Genomic DNA, 20,119 nt, shown 5'->3' with positions numbered 1-20,119 from the left:
ACCTCTTGATCCACCGCTCGATCTGGTTCACGGCATTTCAGCCCGACGTGATCTGCCAAACGGCTACGCCGGCAAGCGCCAAGCCGGCAGCGCCCTCAATGGCTCGGGAAATGGCATCGAACAGGCGTGGCCGGCTATCGAAAAAATGCACCAGACGTTCACGAAACAGGATCGACAGCACCGCAACGCAAGACAGCGTCAGCGCCACGCCGGCCATCATTGTGATTGCGAAAAGAATGCCGGCGACCGGAACGCCTCTGGATATCGCAAAGGTCATCACGAAAAGCGTCAGCGGGCATGGGATCAGGCCGGCCATGACGCCGACGGCCTCGCCCTCATGCTTGTGGTGATGGCCGTGCCTCAATGCGAGCCAGAGCATCCAAATGCCGATCAGCCCAAGCAGGCCCCGACTGACGTCTTCCAGCAGCGGGGCGCGGCCAACACTGCCCAGGGCAATCGATACCAATGGCAACGAGAGCGCCGCGATCAGCACGGCAATCGTTACATGCGTGAAGGAGAGTGTCAGCGACACCAGAAGCCCACGCCGGACGCTGGCATCCGATCCTGCCAGATAGGTGGCCAGGACGGCCTTGCTATGGCCCGGCGTCAGCGCATGGGCCGCACCGAACAGAATGCCCATCGGCAGAAAGGCCGTGAACGCCAGCCAACCGCCGCCGGCCGCAAGCAGTTTGATCTGCTCGGCCAGCGCCAGGTAGATCGTGCGTTGGAACTCGACCAGCGTCTGGAACATGGCCATCGAACCGGCTCCGGGTCAGCCGCACGTCAATTCGAGGCGCGTCGCGAAAATCTTGCCTAGATCGGTCCCCGTCGGGTCACTGAAGAACGCGTCTGTCAGGCTCTTCTGGTTCTGCGCGATGGCCGTGTCTGGATCTGGACGCACGACCGCGCGCGAGCAGCCTTCAGGCAGGCCAGCCACAGCAATCTTGTCGTCGTCGGTGAAATCGATCGCCGTGTAGAAGGTCGGGTCGTAGATGCCGATGCTGACTTTTCCAGCAAGAGCCAACGGGTCCTTCGGCTGCGTTTCGAACTGGACGACGAGTTGATCGTTTTCATAGCTGACGCTGAACTTCGGCGGTGGCGCCATCGTCACGTCGTTGCCGTTCAAGGTCACCATCTGAAAGTAGTTGTACTCGGCCAACGACGCATGGACGGTGAGAGCGACTTCATCGAGTTCCTTTGCATCAAGGACAAGGTCGGAATTCTTGTCGAATTCCATCAGCACGGTGCTGGAAAAGAGGTCGTCGAAACGCCAGAGATGCCGAAGCGACTTGACCGTCCTGTCTGGACCGACGGTCAGGTCCAGCGTCGCTTCGGCAAAGACATGCGGATGGGCGTTCGCTGCCGCGGTGGAAGCGAGCAACAGCGCCGCGCCGGATACCATGCCTGTCAGTTGCATTTTTCGCTCACATTTCGCTCGTCGATTCCGCATCAGGCAGGACACCTGCCATTGCAAGCAGGCCGAAATGGGACGGGCCAAAGCCCATACCAACCTTGATCGATCAGGGCTGTGTTGCTTCATCTAAGGAGACAGCTACCCAAGGTCGCCCTTCAGCCAATGTTTGAGCATGATCACCGCGATACCAGCAAGGATTGCCAGCACTATCATCCAGATGATCTTTTGCCGATCACTCAATTTCCTGCTCCTGATCGATTCAGAGCATTCCTATCGCGAGTTCCTTGCAAACGCAAAAAGCCCCGCGTCCCGTGCAGATAACACCAGCTGATCCGCCCTAGTCGTCGGCGATCGAGCTTGCAATGACCGTGTTCGATGTGATCCGGACCTCGGGAACGTCAAATGGACAAGCTGCTTGCGATTGCCGACTGTCAATATATAGAGTTTGGAAACTTGCATTCCGTTTCTGTCCTCGCCGATTGTTTCGGCATCCGTCCGGGCGAAGAAACGCTCCTCGAATGCCGCGCGGTCGACATCGAATAGCTTTATGGAGCAAGTTTGCACGGACTTGCCATTCAAGTGGCTTTTGTCACCGCGATCATGGTTTTGGCCGGGAGGTCGTCACCGGTCGCCTCCCAGCCCTGGAAGGCGCCTACGTCACCGACGGGGGCAAGTGCTGCGTCGCCGGACAACGGAGTCCATCCGCGTCTCCTGGCCGCAGGACGGTTCGTTCGAAGTCAGGTCCATGGGCAAGACAAATGCCGTGAAAAGCTTCCAACGCCAGATCGACATTATCGGCACGCACCAGCGGCGATCTCAGGCATATAGCAGCGAGCGCCGGGATAAAGAGGGGCTTCGACATCAGCACACCGCAGGGTCAAAAAATGGACCCTCTGGCACGTTAGTCAAGAGTGCCATTTAGCGGGCCCAGCGGCTGCGACGAGATCGACCTCCATCCGACTGTCGGCGGCTGCGCCGTCGCCCCGTAGTATCATTCGCCAGTTATTCTCCGACGCGGGTCCGCGTTGAAGACCCGCGGTAGCCGTCGAACTTGTGTGTCCATCCCTCGGCCCTCGGGAGGCTTCTCCACCAGGGTGGGGATCAAGGAGCGATGAACGCTGGCCGGCTGGTGCTGGCAGTTACTCGTTTACGCATGGAATCGTGTCTAGGTCGCAGGCATATATCCGCGCTCCACACGTCCCGACGTTGGTTGAGATCGGCAGCCAGACCGGCCAGCCACTCTGTGCGCCAAGCGGATAGAGGTGAGTGTCGATCGCGAATTGCAGAAACGTTGCCAGCGGATAATTGCAAAGTCAGCGCGTCACGCGTACGGATCCATAAGCCCCAGCGCGCTTACATCCATAAGCACCCCAAACCCGATGATCTGCTCCAGCGCAACGTTGCGAGACAATGTGCCCAAGCTTTTGGCCGGTTCGGACTTCATGCGGCTGACCAGGGCGTATCGATTGTAGACCGCCAAACCGACCATCGCGACGAATAGGCTGATCTTGAACAGGAGAATTCGACCGTAGCTGTTGCGCGGATCGGGGAACGAGCCGAGCATTAGCCAAGTGTTCATAGCGCCCGTAAAAAAAATGAGCGCAACCGCCACCATACCAAAGCGGGAGAAGCGCCACAGGACGGTTTCCACGCCTGCGACTTCGGATGGATGCCGCTGCGCTGCCGCGATTAGCAGTCCGAGGGGCAGGAGGCCACCTATCCACGCCCCGGCACTTGCAACATGGAGAGCTTGAGTCAGTGAGGCTAGAAGGCCCAACGCCGCCGCGTGGCCCTGCCAACCCTCACAGGTCAGTAGCAAGAAGGCCGGCCCGACGATCAATTCGGGCCGCCCCGAGAAGCTGATCACCAGGAGCAGGAGAACGAGCGAAAGGCGAACAAACCAAACGGTTCCGAAGTCGCTTTCCATGAGAACGCCGCGCAAGGTGTCAACCATACCCTCGCGTCCGGAGAGCCCGGCCGTAAAGCACAGCAGCCAAATTGCCGCGAAGATTGCGGCCGCAAGTGCGAGGGCAGGATTGATGTTACGGGGTAGAGGCGCAAGCGCGGGAGCCGCGGTTCTGTCTAGCGCATAGAAAGGGAAGAGGGCCGACCCGAATAGAATCATCACTGAGAGGAAGTAGACCCACCGGGCGAAGGCCAGAGTGCCATCAACGTCCATTTCTACGGTCTGACTTCAAATTTGAAATTGCCCTTCACCTTGTGCCCGTCTGCTGACAGCACGTGCCAATCAACTTGATAAACACCCGGCGCAAGGGACCTTGATACAGGTGCCACCATGTCCTTATCGCGCACCGCGATCTCCGTGGTGATCTTCGCACCATCCGGCCCCGAAAGATCGATGCCCGAGAATCGAGCCTCAATGGGTTCGCTAAAGCGCAGTCGAATCTCAGTGGGCGGAGCGGCAATGGTGCTATTGATCTCTGGAGTAGCCTCGACCAATCGAGCATGCGCAAGCGCCTGGCCGGATAATGGCACGCTCCACAGCGCAAGTGTGGCGATCATTCGGATAGTCCGGTTCAACGCGAACTCCTCCCGCGACGACGGTCATCAAAGACTATGCACTTCCTGACGAATATACGAATTTGTTGGTGTTGCAGGGCCGCGACTGTTCGAGCTGTCACGAAATTTTCCATTTGCCGGAAAAGTGATGGGAGATCAGGCCAACACGTTACCGACCGCCGAGACTCTCGATTGAAGGTCACGGACGCCGCAAGCGTTTGCAATTGTCAGGACAAGCGCGGGCCAAACAAGCGTTTGCGCCCGCGTGACTCCGTTTCAGCTACTTAACCGGGATCATGAGATGTGCGTATGGAGTGCCCGGCCACATCACATAGGGCTTGGATGTGTCAGGCTTGGGGTCCGTCGGATAGCCCTGCATCATGTCCATTGCGTTGACGATCATCACATGCGGGCCGGTCTCTATCCAATTGTTGCCTTCCTCGGGCTTCGTCGCATAGGGATCGGTGTTGCTGCCATCGGTACCGCCGGACAGCATGTACATGAAGCCGACCTTGCCCTTGGGCGGTTCCTTCTTTTCCATCCATGCCATCGCCCATTCCATCGCGTTGGCATCGCCGCACATTGGGTCCGGGCCGGGCGTGGACGGGCTGTCTGGCATGCACCAGAAGCCGTTCTTGCCCTCGCGCAGGGTGCGCATGGCGCCCTTTTCATCCGCGGCGTAGACCGCAGCGCCGCTTGCCACGGCAGGGGGTGCAGCAGATTCAGCGCTCTTGATCATCGCAGCGTCGTCGGCGGCTGCGCCTTGCATCGTAACCAAACTGCCTGCCGCCAAAAGGGCAGCGACCGTCAGAAGCCGTTTCATGGCCGTTCTCCGGTTTGAGTTGATCTTGTGCATGATGTCCGAACGCACGGCTTTCCAGAGCCGTTTGTCGGTGATCAAACAGTAGCAGATTACATGCCTCCGGACAATTTATGTTTTAGCGCGCCTTCTAATGTCTTTGCAGTGGGCGTGCTATTAAACGGGGGCCTTCAAATCGGTCACGAAACTCTTGAGGGTTCACTAACCAGATGGTGCTGTTCAGCGAGTGGCCAAATTTGCGCGGTTTCCCAGCAACCTTGCTTGCGTCGTCAAATCGCCACCTGCCCTAACGCTAGATTAGCCCGCGCATCGTCAGTTCAGCCTTCAGATAGGCATAATAGATCGGCGCGGCGACAAGACCCGGCATACCGAACCAGGCTTCCATGAAAACCATCGCCAGAAGAAGCTCCCAGGCACGCGCATTGATCCGCGAACCGATGATCTTGGCGTTTACGAAGTATTCGAGCTTGTGAATGATGATGAGAAAAGCAAGCGAGCCGAGCGCTGCAAGGAAGGAGATGCTGAGGCTGACAACCACGATCACCGTGTTGGAGATCAGATTGCCGATGACCGGCAGAAGGCCAGCGACGAAAGTCAGCGCTATCATTGTCCTGATGAATGGCAGATCGATGCCGAAGGACGGCAGAACAGCGACGAGATAGATCGCCGTCAGAAACGTATTCAACGCCGAAATCCGGATTTGCGAGAACACGATGTTGCGAAAGGCCTTGCTCAGAATGTTGACACGATCCGCGAGCGCGACCGCCAGTGGGCCGGGCTCGCGCGATGGCGCCGCCGAGCTCACCGCGATCAAGCCGCCGATCACCATGCCGACGACAATGTGGACCACCAGGACGCCAACATCCCGCCCAACGAGTTGAAGCTGGCCGGCATGTTCGCGGAGCCACCGGGCCGCGAAGACTTCCAGTTCCTCGATGTTTGATGGAAAATAGGCCATCGCCCAGGTCGGGAGATGGACGCGCGCGGTATCGATGATCTCGGCCATCTTCTTGAGGAGCGTCACGACGTTCTCCGAACCACCAGTCAATTGCGACATGCCGCTAAAGATAGCGGCGGCTATCAGGAGCGTGAAGATCAATGCCACCAAGGTCAGCGCAAGGCTTTTCGTCAGGCTGTTGGAAACGCCGATTCGATGGAGCATCGGTGCGGCGAAATGAACGATGTTGAACACGAGAAGGCCCGAAAGCAGTGCCGGAAGCAGTCCGAGTTCGAGAACGGCGACGAGCGCTATAAGCGCAAGCAGGCACGACGCGAGATAGAACCATGAGAAAGTCAGCACTTTTCACCTGCAGAAGCAGCCAAGTCCTCTCCGGGTTTCATCAGCTTTGATACCCGGTGATGCGCAAGCGAACACGCGTTCAACACGTGTGTAAGGCTAACCGCCTCGGAGGTCCCATGCTTGCGCGCCAAGTCGCCCGCTTTTGCCCCGTCTCATGCTCACGCAGGACCGCGATGATCAGCTCTTGCGTAAACCGCATTCTCTTCATCAGTCCGCCCTTCAATCGAGGCCGGACTTTAATCTCAGATGGAGGTTGCCCGTGGCAGGTCAGCCGCTCGAGAATGTTTATGCCGGTTGGCAAGAATGATCCTCTTCGTGGTGAACGCCGAAGTTCATTCCGCCGCGAAGACCATCAGATCCTCGAACGGGAACTCGACATGGTATTGGCCGGACGGAAGGGCGTCCCGGGAATAGGTCCGGATGGTCAGGTCATTGCTTTCGAAAATGACTTCATGCCGATCGCCAAGGAAAAGGCTCTCGACGCAGGTCATGTCGATACGTCCAGGGCCGTCCTCCCCGGACCAAGTCACCCGCTCAAGCCGAACGAGTGCGGTGACTTTGGCGCCGACGGTCAGCTCCTGCTGAGCACTGCCCACAAGATGGATGCCGTTCGCGACAATTTCCGCACGGTTGCCGTTGATGGCGGTGACCACGCCGTCAAGGCGATTGCTGGCACCCATGAACTCTGCTGCAAACAGGCTCTTCGGCTTGTTGTAGATTTGCTTGGGGGTTCCGTCCTGTTCGATCTGGCCGCCGTTGAGCAGCAGGATGCGGTCGGCGAGCGCCATCGCTTCCACCTGATCATGGGTGACGCACAGCGCCGATAGCCCGAGATTGGTGATGAGGCGGCGCAGCCAGATCCGCGCTTCTTCGCGTAGCTTGGCGTCTAGATTGGACAGCGGCTCATCGAGCAGAATCACGTTCGGCTCATAGACCAGCGCACGGGCCAGCGCCACGCGCTGCTGCTGTCCGCCGGAGAGCTGATGCGGATAGCGCTCGCCCAGTTTGCCGAGGCCGATGCTGTCCAAAGCCTTCTGGACGCGGCTCGCAACATCTGCCTGGGACACTTTGCGCAGCTTCAGGGGATAACCCACATTCTCGGACACCGTCCGATGCGGCCACAGCGCATAGGACTGGAATACTAGCCCGAGACCGCGCGTTTCCGGCGCCAGATTGATGTTCTGCCCGGCATCGAAAAGCGGCTTGTCACCGAGCAGTATCTTGCCGCTGTTGGGTGTCTCCAGACCTGCGACCGCTCGCAAGAGCGTCGTCTTGCCGGACCCGGAAGCGCCGAGCAAGGCGACGATCTGACCCGGTTCGACCGAGAAGGACACACCTTTCAGGATTTCAAGGTTGCCATAACTGAGGCGCAGACCGTCTATGATGATGTCAGTCATTGAGGCGGACTCCAAAGCGCATCGCGAGGGCAAGACCGGTCACGATGATGACGGTGTTGATGACGGCGAGAGCGGAAACCAGATCGATCGCGCCGGTGCCCCAAAGGGAAACCATGAGCGAGCCGATCACTTCGGTTCCCGGCCCGAGCAGATAGACGCCCGTCGAATATTCACGGGCGAAGATCAGGAAGATCAACAGCCAGGCCGAGAACATGCCGCCGCGGATGAGCGGCAGGGTGATGTCCCTGGCAACCTGGCCCTCGCTGGCACCAACTGACCGGCCGGCTTCCTCGAGCTCCTTGCCGATCTGCAGGAGCGTTCCGGAAATCAGCCGCATGCCATAGGCGAACCAGACAATGGTATAGGCGAGCCATACCGAGATCATCGTGGCGCGCAGGGGTGCGATCGGTTTGAAGAACAGAAATATCCACAGCATGGCGAGGCCAGCCACAATGCCCGGCATCGCCCGCGGTATCATGGCCACGTAGTCGACGACTTTGGTCAGGGGTGCGCTCGAGCGATGACCGGCGAGTGCCACGGCAGTATAGGCCGCGATCGAAGCCGCGCCGCCGACCACCGCGACGCCGACCGTGTTGAGAATGGCGCTGATGACATTCGGATAGTCAGCGAGATCGCGATAGTGATCCAACGTCAGCACCTGGAAGATATTCACCCCGACGCCCCAGCTTGTCACCAGTGAACGAATTGCGACGCCGCCCACCGGTATGATCACGGTGGCCGCGAACCAGGCCACCACAAGCGCGAAGGCCGGCCAGCGAAGAGCGCCCAGCCGGATGGGGTTGTGCCGACTGCCCTTGCCTTTGACAGACACATAGCGGCTGGCGTTGCGCAGCATGTAGCGCTGCAGCACCACCAGCGGCAGCGCGATCATGATGATCGCCACCACCACTACGGCCATCAACTGGTAGGAAGGAACACCGAGCTTGTTGGTGAGCTTGTAGAGATAGGTGGCGAGAACCAGCACGCCTTCCGGATCGCCAAGCACCAGCGGCAGGCCGAAAAGTTCGAAACCGAGGAAGAACACCAGAACCGCCGCATAGAGCACCACCGGCATCACCATGGGCAGCGACACACTGGCGGCGACGCGCCAAGGGCCAGCGCCGACGGTGCGTGCCGCCTCTTCGAGGTCGGCGCCAACGTTGCGGAGCGCCGCCGATGCATAGAGATAGACATGTGGGACATGGGTGAGCCCGGCAATGATCGCGATCGATGTCACCGAATAGACATTCCAGGGCACGTAGCCGATCATCGACTTGACCGCCAGCGAGACGAAGCCGACTGGTCCCAGTGTCATCACATAGCCGAAGGCCAGCACCACCGCCGACATGAAAACCGGGATCAGGATGATCGGCTCCAGCCAGCGCTTGCCCGGCACGTCGGTGCGCACGATGATGAACGCCAGCAGGATTCCCACCGGAACTGCGATCACCGTCATGCCCACCGCGAGCTTGAGCGAAGTCGTCAGCGCTAGCCAGAAATCCGCGTCCGCGAGGATGAAGCTGTAGGCGTTCAGCGACAGATGCGCGGTTTTCTGGAAGAAAGGCGCGGACAGAAAACTCTGATAAATGATCAGGGTGACCGGTGCCAGCACCACCAGGATGGCGAGGAGGTTGGTGCTGACACGAAAGACACGGAAGGGCATGATCGCCTCGAACAAAGCCGGGGGCCGTCCGCTAGCAAGAGCGCAAGCGCGCCGTTCCGATGATTCTTAATAGCAAGAAGGGTGAGAGAGCCGACTGTGGAGGCACTCCCGATCAAGCGATTACTCGCCCTTCATGGCCTTCTGCCACTCGTTGAGGAACGCCAGCCGTGTCGTCTCGTCGAGACCTTCGAGCAGCTCGTCGTCGAGCGCGATCGGGTGAACGTTTTCACCGGCGGCGGCCTTTATGGACGCCAGCGTGGTTGCCCCTTCAACCTCATCACGAACGGCATAGAGCTTGATGTCGTCGGCGATCAGCTTCTGCGCGCGCGCCGACAGCAGATAGTCTACGAATAGCTTCGCAGCATTGGGATCCTGGGCTTCCGCCGGAATGACGGTGGCGCGGGTGGTCACCAGGACATAGTCCTTCGGGATTATCACACCGAGGTTCTCGTCCTTGGCCTGCTTGGCGAGGCCATATGAGCCGAAGATGCCATAGGCGATGGAATGTTCGCCAGACGTGACCTTCTCGATCATCGAGCCGGCGGAGCTGTAGAGCTTGATATGGGCCTTGCCAAAAGCCTTGTTAAGCGCCCAGGAATCGGTCCAGTTCTTGGCGTCCTGGTTGTAGAAATAGAAGCCGACACCGGATTTTTCCGGATCGTAGGACGCGATCTTGCCATCATATTCTGCGGTCTTCCCGGTCATCAGCTTGAGAAGATCGGCGTGGGTTGCGGGAACATCGCCTTCAGGCACGAGACGCTTGTTGTAGACGAAAGTCACCGGGTCGGCGGTGGTACCATAGACCATGTCCTTGTAGGACGCCCAGGCCGGAAGGTGGGCCGCCTCCACGGATTTGTATTCCTGCGCATAGCCGTCTGAGGCAAGTTTGATCTGCAGATCCGGAGCCGAAGACCATGCGACATCTGCCGTGCCTTGGCCCGAAGCGGTTTCGGCAATGACGCGATTGTAGAGTTCGGTGGAATTGAGGTCGGAATATTCGACGGCGATGCCGGGGAATGCTGCTTCGAAGTCCTTGAGCAAGGGCTGGACCAGCGCCGCATCGGTCGTCGAATAGATGCTGAGGTGTCCTTCCGCGGTGGCGGCGGCCACCAGATCCTTGTAGTTGTCCGGATACCCGGCGGGGATCTCGGCAGCGGCGGCAAGCGTCGCGAAAGCGGCTGACAGCGAAAACGCGGCCATCATCGTCGCAAGACGATTTTTCATTAGGGTCTCCTCCAAGTTCGCCTAAATCGTACCTCCTCCAGGCACAAAAGGCGAGTATCATCCTGACCTGTCACCAACCTGTCACGGCGATGTCGAGGTTTGCTCAGCCGACTAGGCCCGATGGGTCGTGATCAGATTGTCGACGACAGCGGGATCGGCCACATCGACGTATTGCCGAATTGTTGAAATCTTGGAGCGGCATCCTACGCGTCACGGTCGCTGGCCCTGTGCATCGATCATGGACTTGCTCCAATCCTCGATGAAGCGGCGGCGCAACGCCTCGTCCTGTACGGCAAGTAACGCAGGGCCGATGCGTATGGCGCGCGCGATACCAGACTCCCCAAGTTTTTCCGGGCCGTCCGCTCCCTCAGGCAATTGCCCGTTCTCGGCAAAGAAGAAGGCGCTATCCCTGGCAACCTTCTGTCCCCGGGCTGACAGAAGGTAGTCGAGAAATCGTTTGGCAACGCCCATATTCGGCGCCGTCTTCGGAATGAGCGCGCCACGACTGAGTATCAGCGCATAGTCCCGCGGGACAACGACCCTCAAATCGGAATTGCCCCTGGCCGCGGCGTAGGCATATGACCCGATCATATTGTAGCCTATATATAGGCTCCCGTTTGCAACGTCCTGAAGGGTCTCCGCGGTGCAACAACGCACCACAGTTTCCGCTCGGCTCATGCTTTCCAGAAGCCGACCGTAGACCGCCGTCGTCTGCCGCGCATCACTGAACGCCAATAGGTAGCCGATGCCCGAAAGTCGGATGTCGAACGTTCCGACCCGTCCGCGATAAAAATCGATCCGCCGCCTGAGAAGATCGGCGAGTTCGATGTGGGTGCGCGGTACGTCGCCGGACGGCACGAGGCGGGCGTTATAGACGAAGACGGCCGGTTCGTAGGTAAAGCCGAATACCTCGTCGCGCCAGTTTGCCCAATTGGCGACATGCGCGGTTTCGGCCGACACGTGCGGCGCCGCGCAGCCGTCATTGGCGAGCTTCACGAGTTGGTCGACCGACGGAGACAACAAGATGTCGCCCAGCACCGCGTCCGTCCGACAGGCTTCACTGGCACTCCTTTGCAAGTCGTTGGTGACATATTCAACATACTCGACTGCCACGTTGGGGAAAACGGACTGAAAATCCCGGATCAGTGGTTCCATAGCCGCCAGATCGGTCGCGGCGTGGATCGACAGTCGGTCCTTCTCCGGCTGAGACGAAGGGAAAAATGCGCTGCTTCCTTCAGCAGCTCTTGCCGCGTGACCGATGCATAGGAGGACGGCAGCCATCAAACCGAATGTCGGCAATGTTCCCGTTATCATCCGGTCTTCTCCGTGGCGATGGGCAACGTCAAGGTGACGGTGAACCCTTGCGTGCCCTTCCCGCCATCCTTGCTTGTCTCGCGAAAGGTCAGCGCGCCACCGTGAGCCGCCGCAACCTCCGACGCGATGGCGAAACCAAGACCTGCGCTGCCGTCATGAGATTTGGACGTTTCGAAGCGCTGCGTGACCCGCTCCCACTCGCCCGGCGGAATGCCCGGTCCGTCATCTTCGACCTCGAGATGGGCACGCGTACCGTCGCTGCGTACTCTGACCTCAAGGCGCGACACCACTCCATGACGCAAGGCATTGTCGATGATATTGACGATCGCTTCGCGAAGGCTGACGGCGTCCGCAAGCACGACCGGCTCGTCGTCAGGCGCCTCGAAGGAGACGATGATGTCCGGATCGATAGTTATCGGAACCGCCGCACGGAAAGCGCGCCGTGCGACATCTGCCAGATCGTGCGGCTGAAGCTGCACGGAATCGGCACGATGGATGACCATGGCGTGGCTGAGCAACTGGTTGTCAGGCGCGCAAGTTCGCTGGCGCGCTGCTGTACGCGATCGAGATGCTGGCGGCTCGACTTGTCCAGCTTGGCTTGACTCAACAGATCGAGCTGCGCCGTTAGCGCTGTCAGCGGCGTTCTGATCTGGTGCGCCGCGTCGGCGATGAAGCGCTGCAGGAGTTTCACGCGCTCGTCGAGCCGACTCATGAAATAATTGATGGAAGTAACGAAGGGCCGCAATTCTCTCGGTACGACGACCGTTACCGGCGTCAGGTCTTGTGGATCGCGACGGCGGAGCGTCGCTCCGAGATGCTTGACCGGTTGCAGAGAATAGCGAATAGCAATCATCGCTCCAGCCAATGCCAATATGCTCATGATCGCCAGGAGGACGGTCGCCCTGAGAGTCAATTCACCCGCGAGCGCGCGGCGGGCTTCCGTGGTCTGCCCAACGATGACATGCGCCCAACCGGATACGGCTGGATCGGACAGTGCGCGCGCCACCACCGCAATCCGAACCGGTTCGCCGCGATAATGCGCCGATTCCAATACCGGGACATCGTGTATTGCGGCCAGATCAACTTCTGTTTGCAGATCGGCATAACCTGTCAGCGTCGCGCCGGAAGGGCCGATCACGCGATAGAAGATGCGATCGCGGCTGGCGAGGCCCAGAAGTTCAAAAGCTGATACCGGCAGGTTGATGATGAGCGAACCGGATTCAACCGTAAGGCTGTCTGCCATCTGGATGGCCGCACCAAGCAGAAGCCGGTCATAGGCGTCATCGGCGGCGGTACGTGCGTAGTACGATGCCGCACTCACCAGAAGAGCCGCACCCAGGCCCAGCACCAGCGAGATGCGGACCGCCAGGCGCGTGAAAAGGGAAGGCTCAGCCGGTATCATCGGAAGCCAGCTGATATCCCACGCCCCGCACGGTAACGATCTGCGCCTTGGCGCCTTCCAGCTTCTTGCGCAGCCGCCCGACATAAAGTTCGATCGCGTTCTGATTGGCCGGCTCGTCAAACCCGAAAAGCTGATCGATAAGTTCATCCTTGCTGAAGACGCGGCCTGGCCGCGACGCCAGTATCTCAAGCAACGTCATCTCGCGTCGTTTCAATTGCACCTCGCGCCTGCCTACTCGCACTGAGCGGCTGCCGCGGTCGAGCACGACATCGCCACACTGGACGATGTTGGTCGCCTCGCCGCTTTTCCGCCGGAGCAGAACACGGGCGCGCGCTTCCAATTCCCGGAAATCGAACGGTTTGACCAGATAGTCGTCGGCGCCGAGATCAAGCGCGCCAACGCGGTCCTCTATCTCGGAACGGGCCGTCAACATCAGAACCGGGGTCGTATTCCTTGCCTGCCGGAGCCGTCGAACGATTTCGAACCCGTCGAGGCTGGGCAGCATGACGTCGAGGATGACGAGATCGTAGCAGGTGAAATCGAGGATTTCTGCGGCAGCACGGCCGTCCGTCTCCCAATCGACTGCGTGGCCGATCGTTTCGAAGCGGCGGCTGATAGCCTCGCCAACGTCGCGCGTGTCTTCGACGAGGAGAATTCGCATGCCGGAGCATTTGCACGGAAGCAGCCCCCTATCAAGCGTCACCTCTTTGCGGAGAGGCGCTTGACATCATCTGCAGATCACGCGTTGGCTTCAGCCCTGTTACCGTCAGCAGTTCAAGCTGTCCAATCATTTGAGCTTTATCGACGGGCTGCGTGATGCCGTCTGCCTTCATGTTGATCTGCGCATCCACGCCAAGAACGGGGCGCGTCGGTACATGACCCGCGCTGCAAGCCACGGCTGGACCACGCATTTTGCCGCATTCAACGTATTCGACCGCACCGTGATCAGTCGCTAGTAGATGCACCACCATCGCCATCCGGGATTATGTTTCTGGCGATCTTGATGCTGATAGCGATTGCGCAATGCCATCATTTGCGCTTCAGAGACGTATCCAATTGCGTCATTAAGAGGATATCATGCCGACAGGCGATGGCAGTTTGAGCGACATTCTTGGAATCTTGTCGGTTCTCCTACTCGTGGCCGCAAACGGCTTCTTTGTCGCCGCCGAGTTTTCCCTGGTCGCCGTGCGCCGAAGCCGAGTTGCCGAACTCGCTGCGGCTGGGCGGCTGAACGCGGCAGCGCTTCAGCGGGCCGTCGACAATCTCGATGCCAATCTGGCGGCGACCCAGCTCGGCATCACCATTTCATCGCTGGCACTCGGCTGGATCGGCGAACCTGCTCTCGCGCATCTCGTCGAGCCTCTCTTGATCGGGCTGCTGGGGTCGTTGGCGACTGCGGGCTCACACACTGTCGCCGTCGCGATCGCTTTCATCATCATCACCGCGCTTCACATCGTGCTTGGCGAGCTCGCACCAAAGAGTCTGGCGCTCCAGCGCAGCGAAGACACTGCGCTCTGGGTCGTGCGTCCGCTCGGTCTGTTCCTCTTTCTGCTCAGGCCGGCGATTCTAATGCTGAATGGTCTCGGCAACCTCGTTCTGCGACTCTGCGGCCTGCGCCCGGGAACCGGTGAGGACTCATTGCACTCGCCAGACGAGCTGAAGCTTCTGATCTCGGCCAGTCAGGAAGGCGGCCTGTTGCAGCAGGCGCAGCGGGAGATGGTCGAGCGGGTCTTCAATATCGGCGAGCGCCGCATCAGTGACATCATGACGCCTCGGCCGGATATCGACTGGATCGACGTGAATGATGACCGAACCAAGATTCTTCGTACGATCCGCGATATCCGCCATGAGCAGCTCCTTGTTGGCAAGGGCGGTATCGATGAACCGCTCGGCATGGTTCTGAAGAAGGACATGCTCGACCAGGTTCTTGACGGGCAGGTTCTCGATCCGATGGCGATCATCCGTGAGCCGCTCGTCGTTCATGAATCAACGCCGATTTTCAAAGTGCTGGAGCAGTTCAGGAAGGCGCCCGTCCGCATAGCAATGGTCCTCGACGAGTACGGAAGTCTGGAAGGAATTGTTACCCAGACCGATTTGCTCGAAGCCATCGCCGGCGACCTGCCCAACATCGAAGGCGAAGAGCCGGATGTCGTCGAGGGTGAAGACGGCTCCCTTCTCGTGGATGGTATGATGTCGGCCCAGGACGCGTTCGATCGCCTTGGTTTTCGAGCACGGCCAACTGAAGGCGACTTCCATACGATCGCAGGATTTGCCCTGTTTCGACTAGGGCATCTGCCTGAGGTCGGGGAACATTTTGAGTATGGCGGCTGGCACTTCAAGATCGTGGACATGGATGGCCGGCGGATCGACAAACTGCTCGCACGAAGGAACTCTCCCACGGGGCGGCAAGAAACATCGGAGGTAGATGGGCTCAGAACATAGGCCAATGAATAGGCCGCCATGGCCTCGTCGAGGTCGCCGGTGCCCGCGAACCAACTGTATCCTGCGTGATCCAACCTGACTGATACTGATGCACCATCACCCGGTCGACGAAAGGCGAAAGCACTCGCACCACCCCCATGGCGTTGCCGGTCACCTCGACAACGACCTCGTCCGTCCTGTTCAAGCTGCGGCCAAATCCCTCCAGTCCGGAGCGGGTCATGTCGGCGTCCGTGATGGCGCAGCCGGCCATCTTCGCAGAAAACCACTTCCGCAAAGGTGCGGTGGATAGCCATTCCAATTACACGTCATTGGCCCCCTCTCTCCTTGAACAATCGGGAGCCGGCGGGCGACGCGACACCTACGGATCCGCGCTCTCGGCGCAACCGGGCAGGTCGCAGGGGCGGCCAGCTACTAACGCGAGCTCGCAGCTTATCGAATACACGGCCTGCCCGCACTTGGCGTGCTCCCGGCGCCGCTGTCCCGGATGGTCACACATACGCTGAAAATCTCGCATCTCCAGCGGGGGATCAGATGGCACCATCATGATCATACCGGTTACCGAGCGCCTCAACGGCGAGATCAAGCGGCGCACCGAGGTCATCGGCATCTTCCCAAATGATGACGCCATCGTCCGTCTGGTTGGCGCGATCCTGCTCGAGCAGAACGATGAATGGGCCGTGCAGCGGGCGAGATACATTACGCTGGAAACCATCAGCCAAATGAGCGATGATCCACTCATCAGCCTGCTGTGGCGCGCTGATCATTCCCGGCCCATGCCGGAAGCTGCGGCGACCAAGCCGTCAACTACACCACTCCCTGGGACACGATCCTGATGCGCTCACGCTTCAAGCCAAGACCGCAATCCAGATAGCGAGCCAATCATGAAATCCGAGACAGCAGCCACCGAAAGCGTTGAGCCGGCGCCTAACGCTGTTCCATCGGGTTGGCGAGTGTTGATGACACGCGAACGTTGGACCGAAGTCGCTCGCATTATATTTACCGGCCTGATGGCCTTTCTGTACTGGCAACAGCTGATTCCCATTCAAGCTTTGTGGGGGCGGTTGCCATCGCTTTGTATCCGCTTGTCAAGACCGGCGCCGTTGACCTCGTAAAAGAGCGCAAGATCGGTACCGAGATATTCGTCACCATCGCTACGGTGGTAGCGCTGATCGGAGGCGAGACCGTCGCCGGCGCGGTCCTCATGGTGATCATTCTGATCGCAGAGTTCATTGCCGATGTGAATATGGATCGTGCGCGAGCCTCGATCAAAGACCTGATCGGCTCGGTGCCCCAGGTGGCACTTGTGCGGGACCCAGGTGGCGAACGCATGGTCCCGATCGAAAATTTGCGCGCGGGCGATGTTGTCTTGGTGCGGGCCGGCGAGAAGATTCCGGTCGATGGCACCGTCGTCGGTGGAGCGGCTTCGGTCAACGAAGCATCGATCACTGGAGAGAGCATTCCCAAGGACAAGAGCGATGGCGCCGATGTCTTTGCCGGAACCATCGTCGAATCCGGCGCCCTCGACATCGAGACCGAGAAGGTTGGTGCCGACACCACCTTTGCCCGCATCATCAGTCTGGTCGAGAATGCCGAAGCGGAACAGGCACCCGTCCAGAAACTGGCGGATAAGGTCGCGTCATGGCTGATCCCGGTCGTGCTGATCTTCCTCGTTGCGGTTTATCTTTATACCCGCGACGTTCGGATGATCGTCACTCTGCTGATTTTCACATCGCCTGCCGAACTCGGATTGGCGACTCCTCTGGTGATTATCGCAGCCATTGCGCGAGCCGCACGCAGTGGAATTCTGGTCAAGGGGGGCGTCTATCTGGAGTCTTTGGCCAAGGTCGACGTCCTGGTGTTCGACAAGACAGGCACCCTGACGGCGAACAAGCCCGAGGTTGTCGGCGTGGAGATGCAGGACGGCACGCTTTCGGAAGCTGATCTGCTCAGCCTTGCCGCCGCCGCCGATCGGCGGTCCGCTCACCCCTTGGCGAAAGCGGTCGTCAACTATGCCGCCCGGATGAAAATCGATGTCCCGGAACCGGAGCAGTACGAGCAGTTGCAGGCGCGCGGTGTGAAGGCGACGGTCTCCGGACGCACCGTGCTGGTCGGGAATGCATCGTTGCTGCGCGAGGCCGGCGTGCCGCTTTCCGATGCGATCGAAAAGGGCGGACAGACGCCGGTTCACGTCGCGGTCGATGGGAAATTCGCGGGCGTGATTCTGATTGCCGACACATTGCGACCAGGTGCGCGCGAAGCGCTGGCAAAGCTCCGTGCGACCGGGGTCAAGCGCATGGTGATGGTGACGGGTGACAATGAGGCCACAGCGCGGACCATCGCCAAGGAACTCGGCGTGGATGAAGTGCGTGCCAATCTGATGCCGCAGGACAAGGTCGCCGCCATCGCCGAACTGCAAAAGCAGGGCCATCGCGTGGCGATGGTCGGCGACGGGATCAACGACGCGCCGGCGCTGGCACGCGCCGATGTCGGCATTGCGATGGGCGGCGGCGGCACGCAGGCGGCACTGGAAGCCGCCGACATTGCATTGATGAAGGATGATCTGGCAAAAATTGTCAGCGCGCGCGCAATTGCTCGACGTGCTTACCGGACAATTCAGGAAAATATTTTTGTCGGTGTCGGTGTTGTGCACGTTTTGGGCATTACCGCAGCGCTGATGGGCTGGATCGGTCCTATCCAGGCAGCGATTTTGCACTTGGGGCCAGATGTCCTGGTGTTCCTGAATTCGGCAAAACTGCTGCGCGTTCGAATCCAAGATGTTTAGCGCATCTCTTTGGAGCCTAAGGCGCTTGCAGTTCTTTGGACGACAAACGCGTCCAATTCGCATCGTCCACGAAACCGGGCAACCGCAACCAGAGTACGCTTACTGCTGTGGCGCTGGTGGCGGTGTGCCCCCAAACCACCCAGCCGCATACCCGATCACAAACAGCACCACGATCACGGCTGCCACACCGTACCAGAGGCGCCTGTCCGTGAAATTCATCGTTACCTCCAAATATCGCGCTGCGCCTGACGACCCAGCGATTTCTTCGATCCTTTGGTCGTCGTTTTCGTGACGAGCGACTCATCTGATCCCCTGACAGAGTAGGCCAAGTATGGCTTCCAGAGAAGCGCGTAGGCCTGTCTGCGGTGCCAAAGCCGCCGGCTGCAAGCGGCTCGCGGAGGAGCGAGCATCTGGAGGACGCTGGGATCGACCCGAGCTCCATCGGCTTCTTGGCGAGCTCGAAGAAGGCGATATCGTGGTTGTCCGGAAACTAGACCGACTGATGCGGTCACTCAAGGACCTGCTCCTTATCCTTGAGAAGATCGAGGCCGCCGGCGCCGGGTTCTGCTCACTGACCGAGGCAATCGGCACGACCACGACGGCAGGCCGCATGATGATGCGGATGCTCGGTTCCTTCGCCGAATTCGAGCGAGCCATCGTACGGGAACGCACCATGGCGGGGCTTCTAGCGGCCAGGAGCGCGGGCGAAAAGGTGGTCGTCGCCCAAAACTCACGTCCGATCAGCGCTCCGAAATCACCGGCATGCTGAATGATGGTCCACCCGCCGCCGAGATTGCTCGCATCTTCCGAGTTCATAGGGCCACTGTGAGACGTATCGGCGCTCAGACGAAAATGAATGTTCGCTGATTGTGGGTCCAATTGGCCGCTTTCGCAGCGACGTACGCACCGGCCCTCCTCGGACGCGTACCCCCGGCCTGCAGTTATTGGTATTGTACCAGCTGCCTACGTGGTTGGTTCGGCGGAACACATCCTGGAGCAAAAGAATTCGAACCGAACTAGCCAAAGCGGTCATTCGATTCGTCCGATCGGATGACTGCTACTGGCGCACGTGGTCGGTTGGTGCGTTCAGACATCGGATTGCCTGATGAGGCTCGGGAAGGTCCGGCCGGGGTGGTAGCGCGCGAAGGTCAGTATTGGAGAAGCGCCGGGAATGGTGGCTCCTGGCGCCGCTGTGGCGAAAGACGCGTGCATCGACACCACTATCCGCTGACGCAGCGCTTGCTCCGGTCGATGACGTGGACGCCTTTCAGGGATGGGAGACAACCGACGGCGGGTTTCCGCCGGGAACGTGACCGCGGTGACCAAAGCCATCTTGAACGGCAAGGCCGGTGCAGACCTGCTCCATCAGGCTGCTCGACGTCGACCGCGTGACATTCGAGCAGCGTGGACACAAGCTGGCAAGGCAAGGGGTTAGGGGCCGCGCTGTTGCAAGACGCCGTTCTGCGCACGCGTTACGCCGCGACGATCCTCGGGATTCGCGGCCTTCTTGTTCATGCCATATCGGACGAAGCGAAAGCCTTCTACGAGCACTACGGCTTTGCGGCTTTCCCGAAAATCCGATGACCCTTGTGCTCTCGCTAAGGCGCGTTGAAAGAGCGGGCCGAAACGTCTTGTTGTGCACAAGTTGGTAATCGCCTCGTAATCAAGCAGCCGGAAACAGCTTCCAGCGCCGCGGCCTGAAAGCCACCCGACTTTTCTGCGCCGCCGGATGATCGACGGGCAATTCGATCTCGACCCGCTGACGTTCGCCGCCGATTTCGAGCTCGACCCGCCTGGTGCCGGCGACGCGGCGGCTGGCGGCGACCGTGCCGGCGATGCAG

Annotated in this window: 21 protein-coding genes and 2 pseudogenes; 7 read left to right on the top strand and 16 right to left on the bottom strand. The window is 59.7% G+C overall.

Features of this window, described 5'->3' with window-relative positions; translation table 11 throughout:
- Window positions 1-37: 37 nt before the first annotated feature.
- Both NKI47_RS27515 and NKI47_RS27510 read right to left on the bottom strand, forming a co-directional pair.
- The gene (locus tag NKI47_RS27515; RefSeq protein ID WP_352594329.1) at window positions 38-751 is read right to left on the bottom strand and encodes a HoxN/HupN/NixA family nickel/cobalt transporter; all 714 of its coding nucleotides are present in this window, start codon (window positions 749-751) and stop codon (window positions 38-40) included.
- A gap of 21 nt (window positions 752-772) precedes the next feature.
- A complete protein-coding gene (locus NKI47_RS27510; RefSeq protein ID WP_502898085.1) occupies window positions 773-1,417 on the bottom strand; it encodes a DUF1007 family protein in 645 nt (214 codons plus the stop codon).
- Window positions 1,418-1,816: 399 nt separating this feature from the next.
- On the opposite strand from NKI47_RS27510, the gene NKI47_RS27505 reads away from it, so the two are divergent.
- A complete protein-coding gene (locus NKI47_RS27505) occupies window positions 1,817-1,957 on the top strand; it encodes a hypothetical protein (RefSeq protein WP_352594287.1) in 141 nt (46 codons plus the stop codon).
- A 778-nt stretch (window positions 1,958-2,735) separates the two neighbouring features.
- Here NKI47_RS27505 and copD read toward each other — a convergent pair.
- The 12 genes from copD to NKI47_RS27445 all read right to left on the bottom strand — a co-directional run bounded on the left by copD (window position 2,736) and on the right by NKI47_RS27445 (window position 14,031).
- Window positions 2,736-3,593, bottom strand: coding sequence for a copper homeostasis membrane protein CopD (gene copD / locus NKI47_RS27500; protein ID WP_352594286.1), 858 nt, complete (start codon window positions 3,591-3,593; stop codon window positions 2,736-2,738).
- Between the two features lie 2 nt (window positions 3,594-3,595).
- Complete coding sequence (gene copC / locus NKI47_RS27495) at window positions 3,596-3,937, bottom strand: copper homeostasis periplasmic binding protein CopC (protein ID WP_352594285.1); 342 nt, start codon at window positions 3,935-3,937, stop codon at window positions 3,596-3,598.
- A gap of 277 nt (window positions 3,938-4,214) precedes the next feature.
- A complete protein-coding gene (locus NKI47_RS27490; RefSeq protein WP_352594284.1) occupies window positions 4,215-4,835 on the bottom strand; it encodes a hypothetical protein in 621 nt (206 codons plus the stop codon).
- 211 nt (window positions 4,836-5,046) lie between these two features.
- Window positions 5,047-6,054 (bottom strand): AI-2E family transporter, encoded by a 1,008-nt coding sequence (locus NKI47_RS27485; protein ID WP_352594283.1) that lies wholly within the window; start codon window positions 6,052-6,054, stop codon window positions 5,047-5,049.
- Between the two features lie 332 nt (window positions 6,055-6,386).
- Window positions 6,387-7,451 carry an ABC transporter ATP-binding protein gene (locus NKI47_RS27480; RefSeq protein WP_352594282.1) on the bottom strand — a complete coding sequence of 355 codons (1,065 nt, stop codon included), beginning with the start codon at window positions 7,449-7,451 and terminating at the stop codon, window positions 6,387-6,389.
- Window positions 7,444-9,114: an ABC transporter permease gene (locus NKI47_RS27475; RefSeq protein ID WP_352594281.1), complete on the bottom strand. Its 1,671-nt coding sequence runs from the start codon at window positions 9,112-9,114 to the stop codon at window positions 7,444-7,446. The genes NKI47_RS27480 and NKI47_RS27475 overlap by 8 nt, the downstream gene beginning before the upstream one ends.
- 120 nt (window positions 9,115-9,234) lie before the next feature.
- On the bottom strand, window positions 9,235-10,338 hold the full coding sequence (locus tag NKI47_RS27470) for an ABC transporter substrate-binding protein (protein ID WP_352594280.1): 1,104 nt from the start codon (window positions 10,336-10,338) through the stop codon (window positions 9,235-9,237).
- A 210-nt stretch (window positions 10,339-10,548) separates the two neighbouring features.
- Complete coding sequence (locus NKI47_RS27465; RefSeq protein ID WP_352452015.1) at window positions 10,549-11,652, bottom strand: ABC transporter substrate-binding protein; 1,104 nt, start codon at window positions 11,650-11,652, stop codon at window positions 10,549-10,551.
- Entirely contained in the window at window positions 11,649-12,131 is a 483-nt protein-coding gene (locus tag NKI47_RS27460) for a sensor histidine kinase (RefSeq protein ID WP_352594279.1), read from the bottom strand. The genes NKI47_RS27465 and NKI47_RS27460 overlap by 4 nt, the downstream gene beginning before the upstream one ends.
- Complete coding sequence (locus NKI47_RS27455) at window positions 12,065-13,054, bottom strand: sensor histidine kinase (RefSeq protein WP_352594278.1); 990 nt, start codon at window positions 13,052-13,054, stop codon at window positions 12,065-12,067. Before NKI47_RS27455 ends, NKI47_RS27460 begins: the two co-directional genes overlap by 67 nt.
- Window positions 13,041-13,715, bottom strand: a complete 675-nt coding sequence (locus NKI47_RS27450; RefSeq protein ID WP_023722098.1) for a response regulator transcription factor — start codon at window positions 13,713-13,715, stop codon at window positions 13,041-13,043. Before NKI47_RS27450 ends, NKI47_RS27455 begins: the two co-directional genes overlap by 14 nt.
- Before the next feature lie 31 nt (window positions 13,716-13,746).
- A complete protein-coding gene (locus NKI47_RS27445; protein ID WP_352594277.1) occupies window positions 13,747-14,031 on the bottom strand; it encodes a hypothetical protein in 285 nt (94 codons plus the stop codon).
- 100 nt (window positions 14,032-14,131) lie between these two features.
- On the opposite strand from NKI47_RS27445, the gene NKI47_RS27440 reads away from it, so the two are divergent.
- Window positions 14,132-15,496, top strand: a complete 1,365-nt coding sequence (locus NKI47_RS27440) for a hemolysin family protein (protein ID WP_352594276.1) — start codon at window positions 14,132-14,134, stop codon at window positions 15,494-15,496.
- On the opposite strand, the gene NKI47_RS27435 is transcribed toward NKI47_RS27440, so the two are convergent.
- Window positions 15,486-15,716, bottom strand: a complete 231-nt coding sequence (locus NKI47_RS27435; protein ID WP_352594275.1) for a hypothetical protein — start codon at window positions 15,714-15,716, stop codon at window positions 15,486-15,488. The two genes, NKI47_RS27440 and NKI47_RS27435, sit on opposite strands and share 11 nt — an antisense overlap.
- A gap of 340 nt (window positions 15,717-16,056) precedes the next feature.
- On the opposite strand from NKI47_RS27435, the pseudogene NKI47_RS27430 reads away from it, so the two are divergent.
- From NKI47_RS27430 to NKI47_RS27415, 5 genes and pseudogenes are all read left to right on the top strand, one after another.
- Window positions 16,057-16,329: pseudogene (locus NKI47_RS27430) on the top strand (transposase); the annotation flags it as partial.
- A gap of 137 nt (window positions 16,330-16,466) precedes the next feature.
- A complete protein-coding gene (locus NKI47_RS27425) occupies window positions 16,467-18,278 on the top strand; it encodes a heavy metal translocating P-type ATPase (protein WP_352594274.1) in 1,812 nt (603 codons plus the stop codon).
- 331 nt (window positions 18,279-18,609) lie between these two features.
- Entirely contained in the window at window positions 18,610-19,047 is a 438-nt protein-coding gene (locus NKI47_RS27420; protein ID WP_502898084.1) for a recombinase family protein, read from the top strand.
- Window positions 19,041-19,145 carry a hypothetical protein gene (locus tag NKI47_RS35230; RefSeq protein WP_352693738.1) on the top strand — a complete coding sequence of 35 codons (105 nt, stop codon included), beginning with the start codon at window positions 19,041-19,043 and terminating at the stop codon, window positions 19,143-19,145. Before NKI47_RS27420 ends, NKI47_RS35230 begins: the two co-directional genes overlap by 7 nt.
- 534 nt (window positions 19,146-19,679) lie before the next feature.
- Window positions 19,680-19,930: pseudogene (locus tag NKI47_RS27415) on the top strand (GNAT family N-acetyltransferase); the annotation flags it as partial.
- Window positions 19,931-19,941: 11 nt separating this feature from the next.
- Here NKI47_RS27415 and NKI47_RS27410 read toward each other — a convergent pair.
- Window positions 19,942-20,119 (bottom strand): TOBE-like domain-containing protein (locus NKI47_RS27410; protein WP_352594327.1); only part of this gene is annotated, 178 nt, incomplete at its 5' end.

Source organism: Mesorhizobium sp. M0633 (assembly GCF_040320645.1).
Taxonomy (GTDB): domain Bacteria; phylum Pseudomonadota; class Alphaproteobacteria; order Rhizobiales; family Rhizobiaceae; genus Mesorhizobium.
The sequence above is the reverse complement of the archived record's forward strand: the minus strand, read 5'-3'. Positions and strand labels throughout refer to the sequence as shown.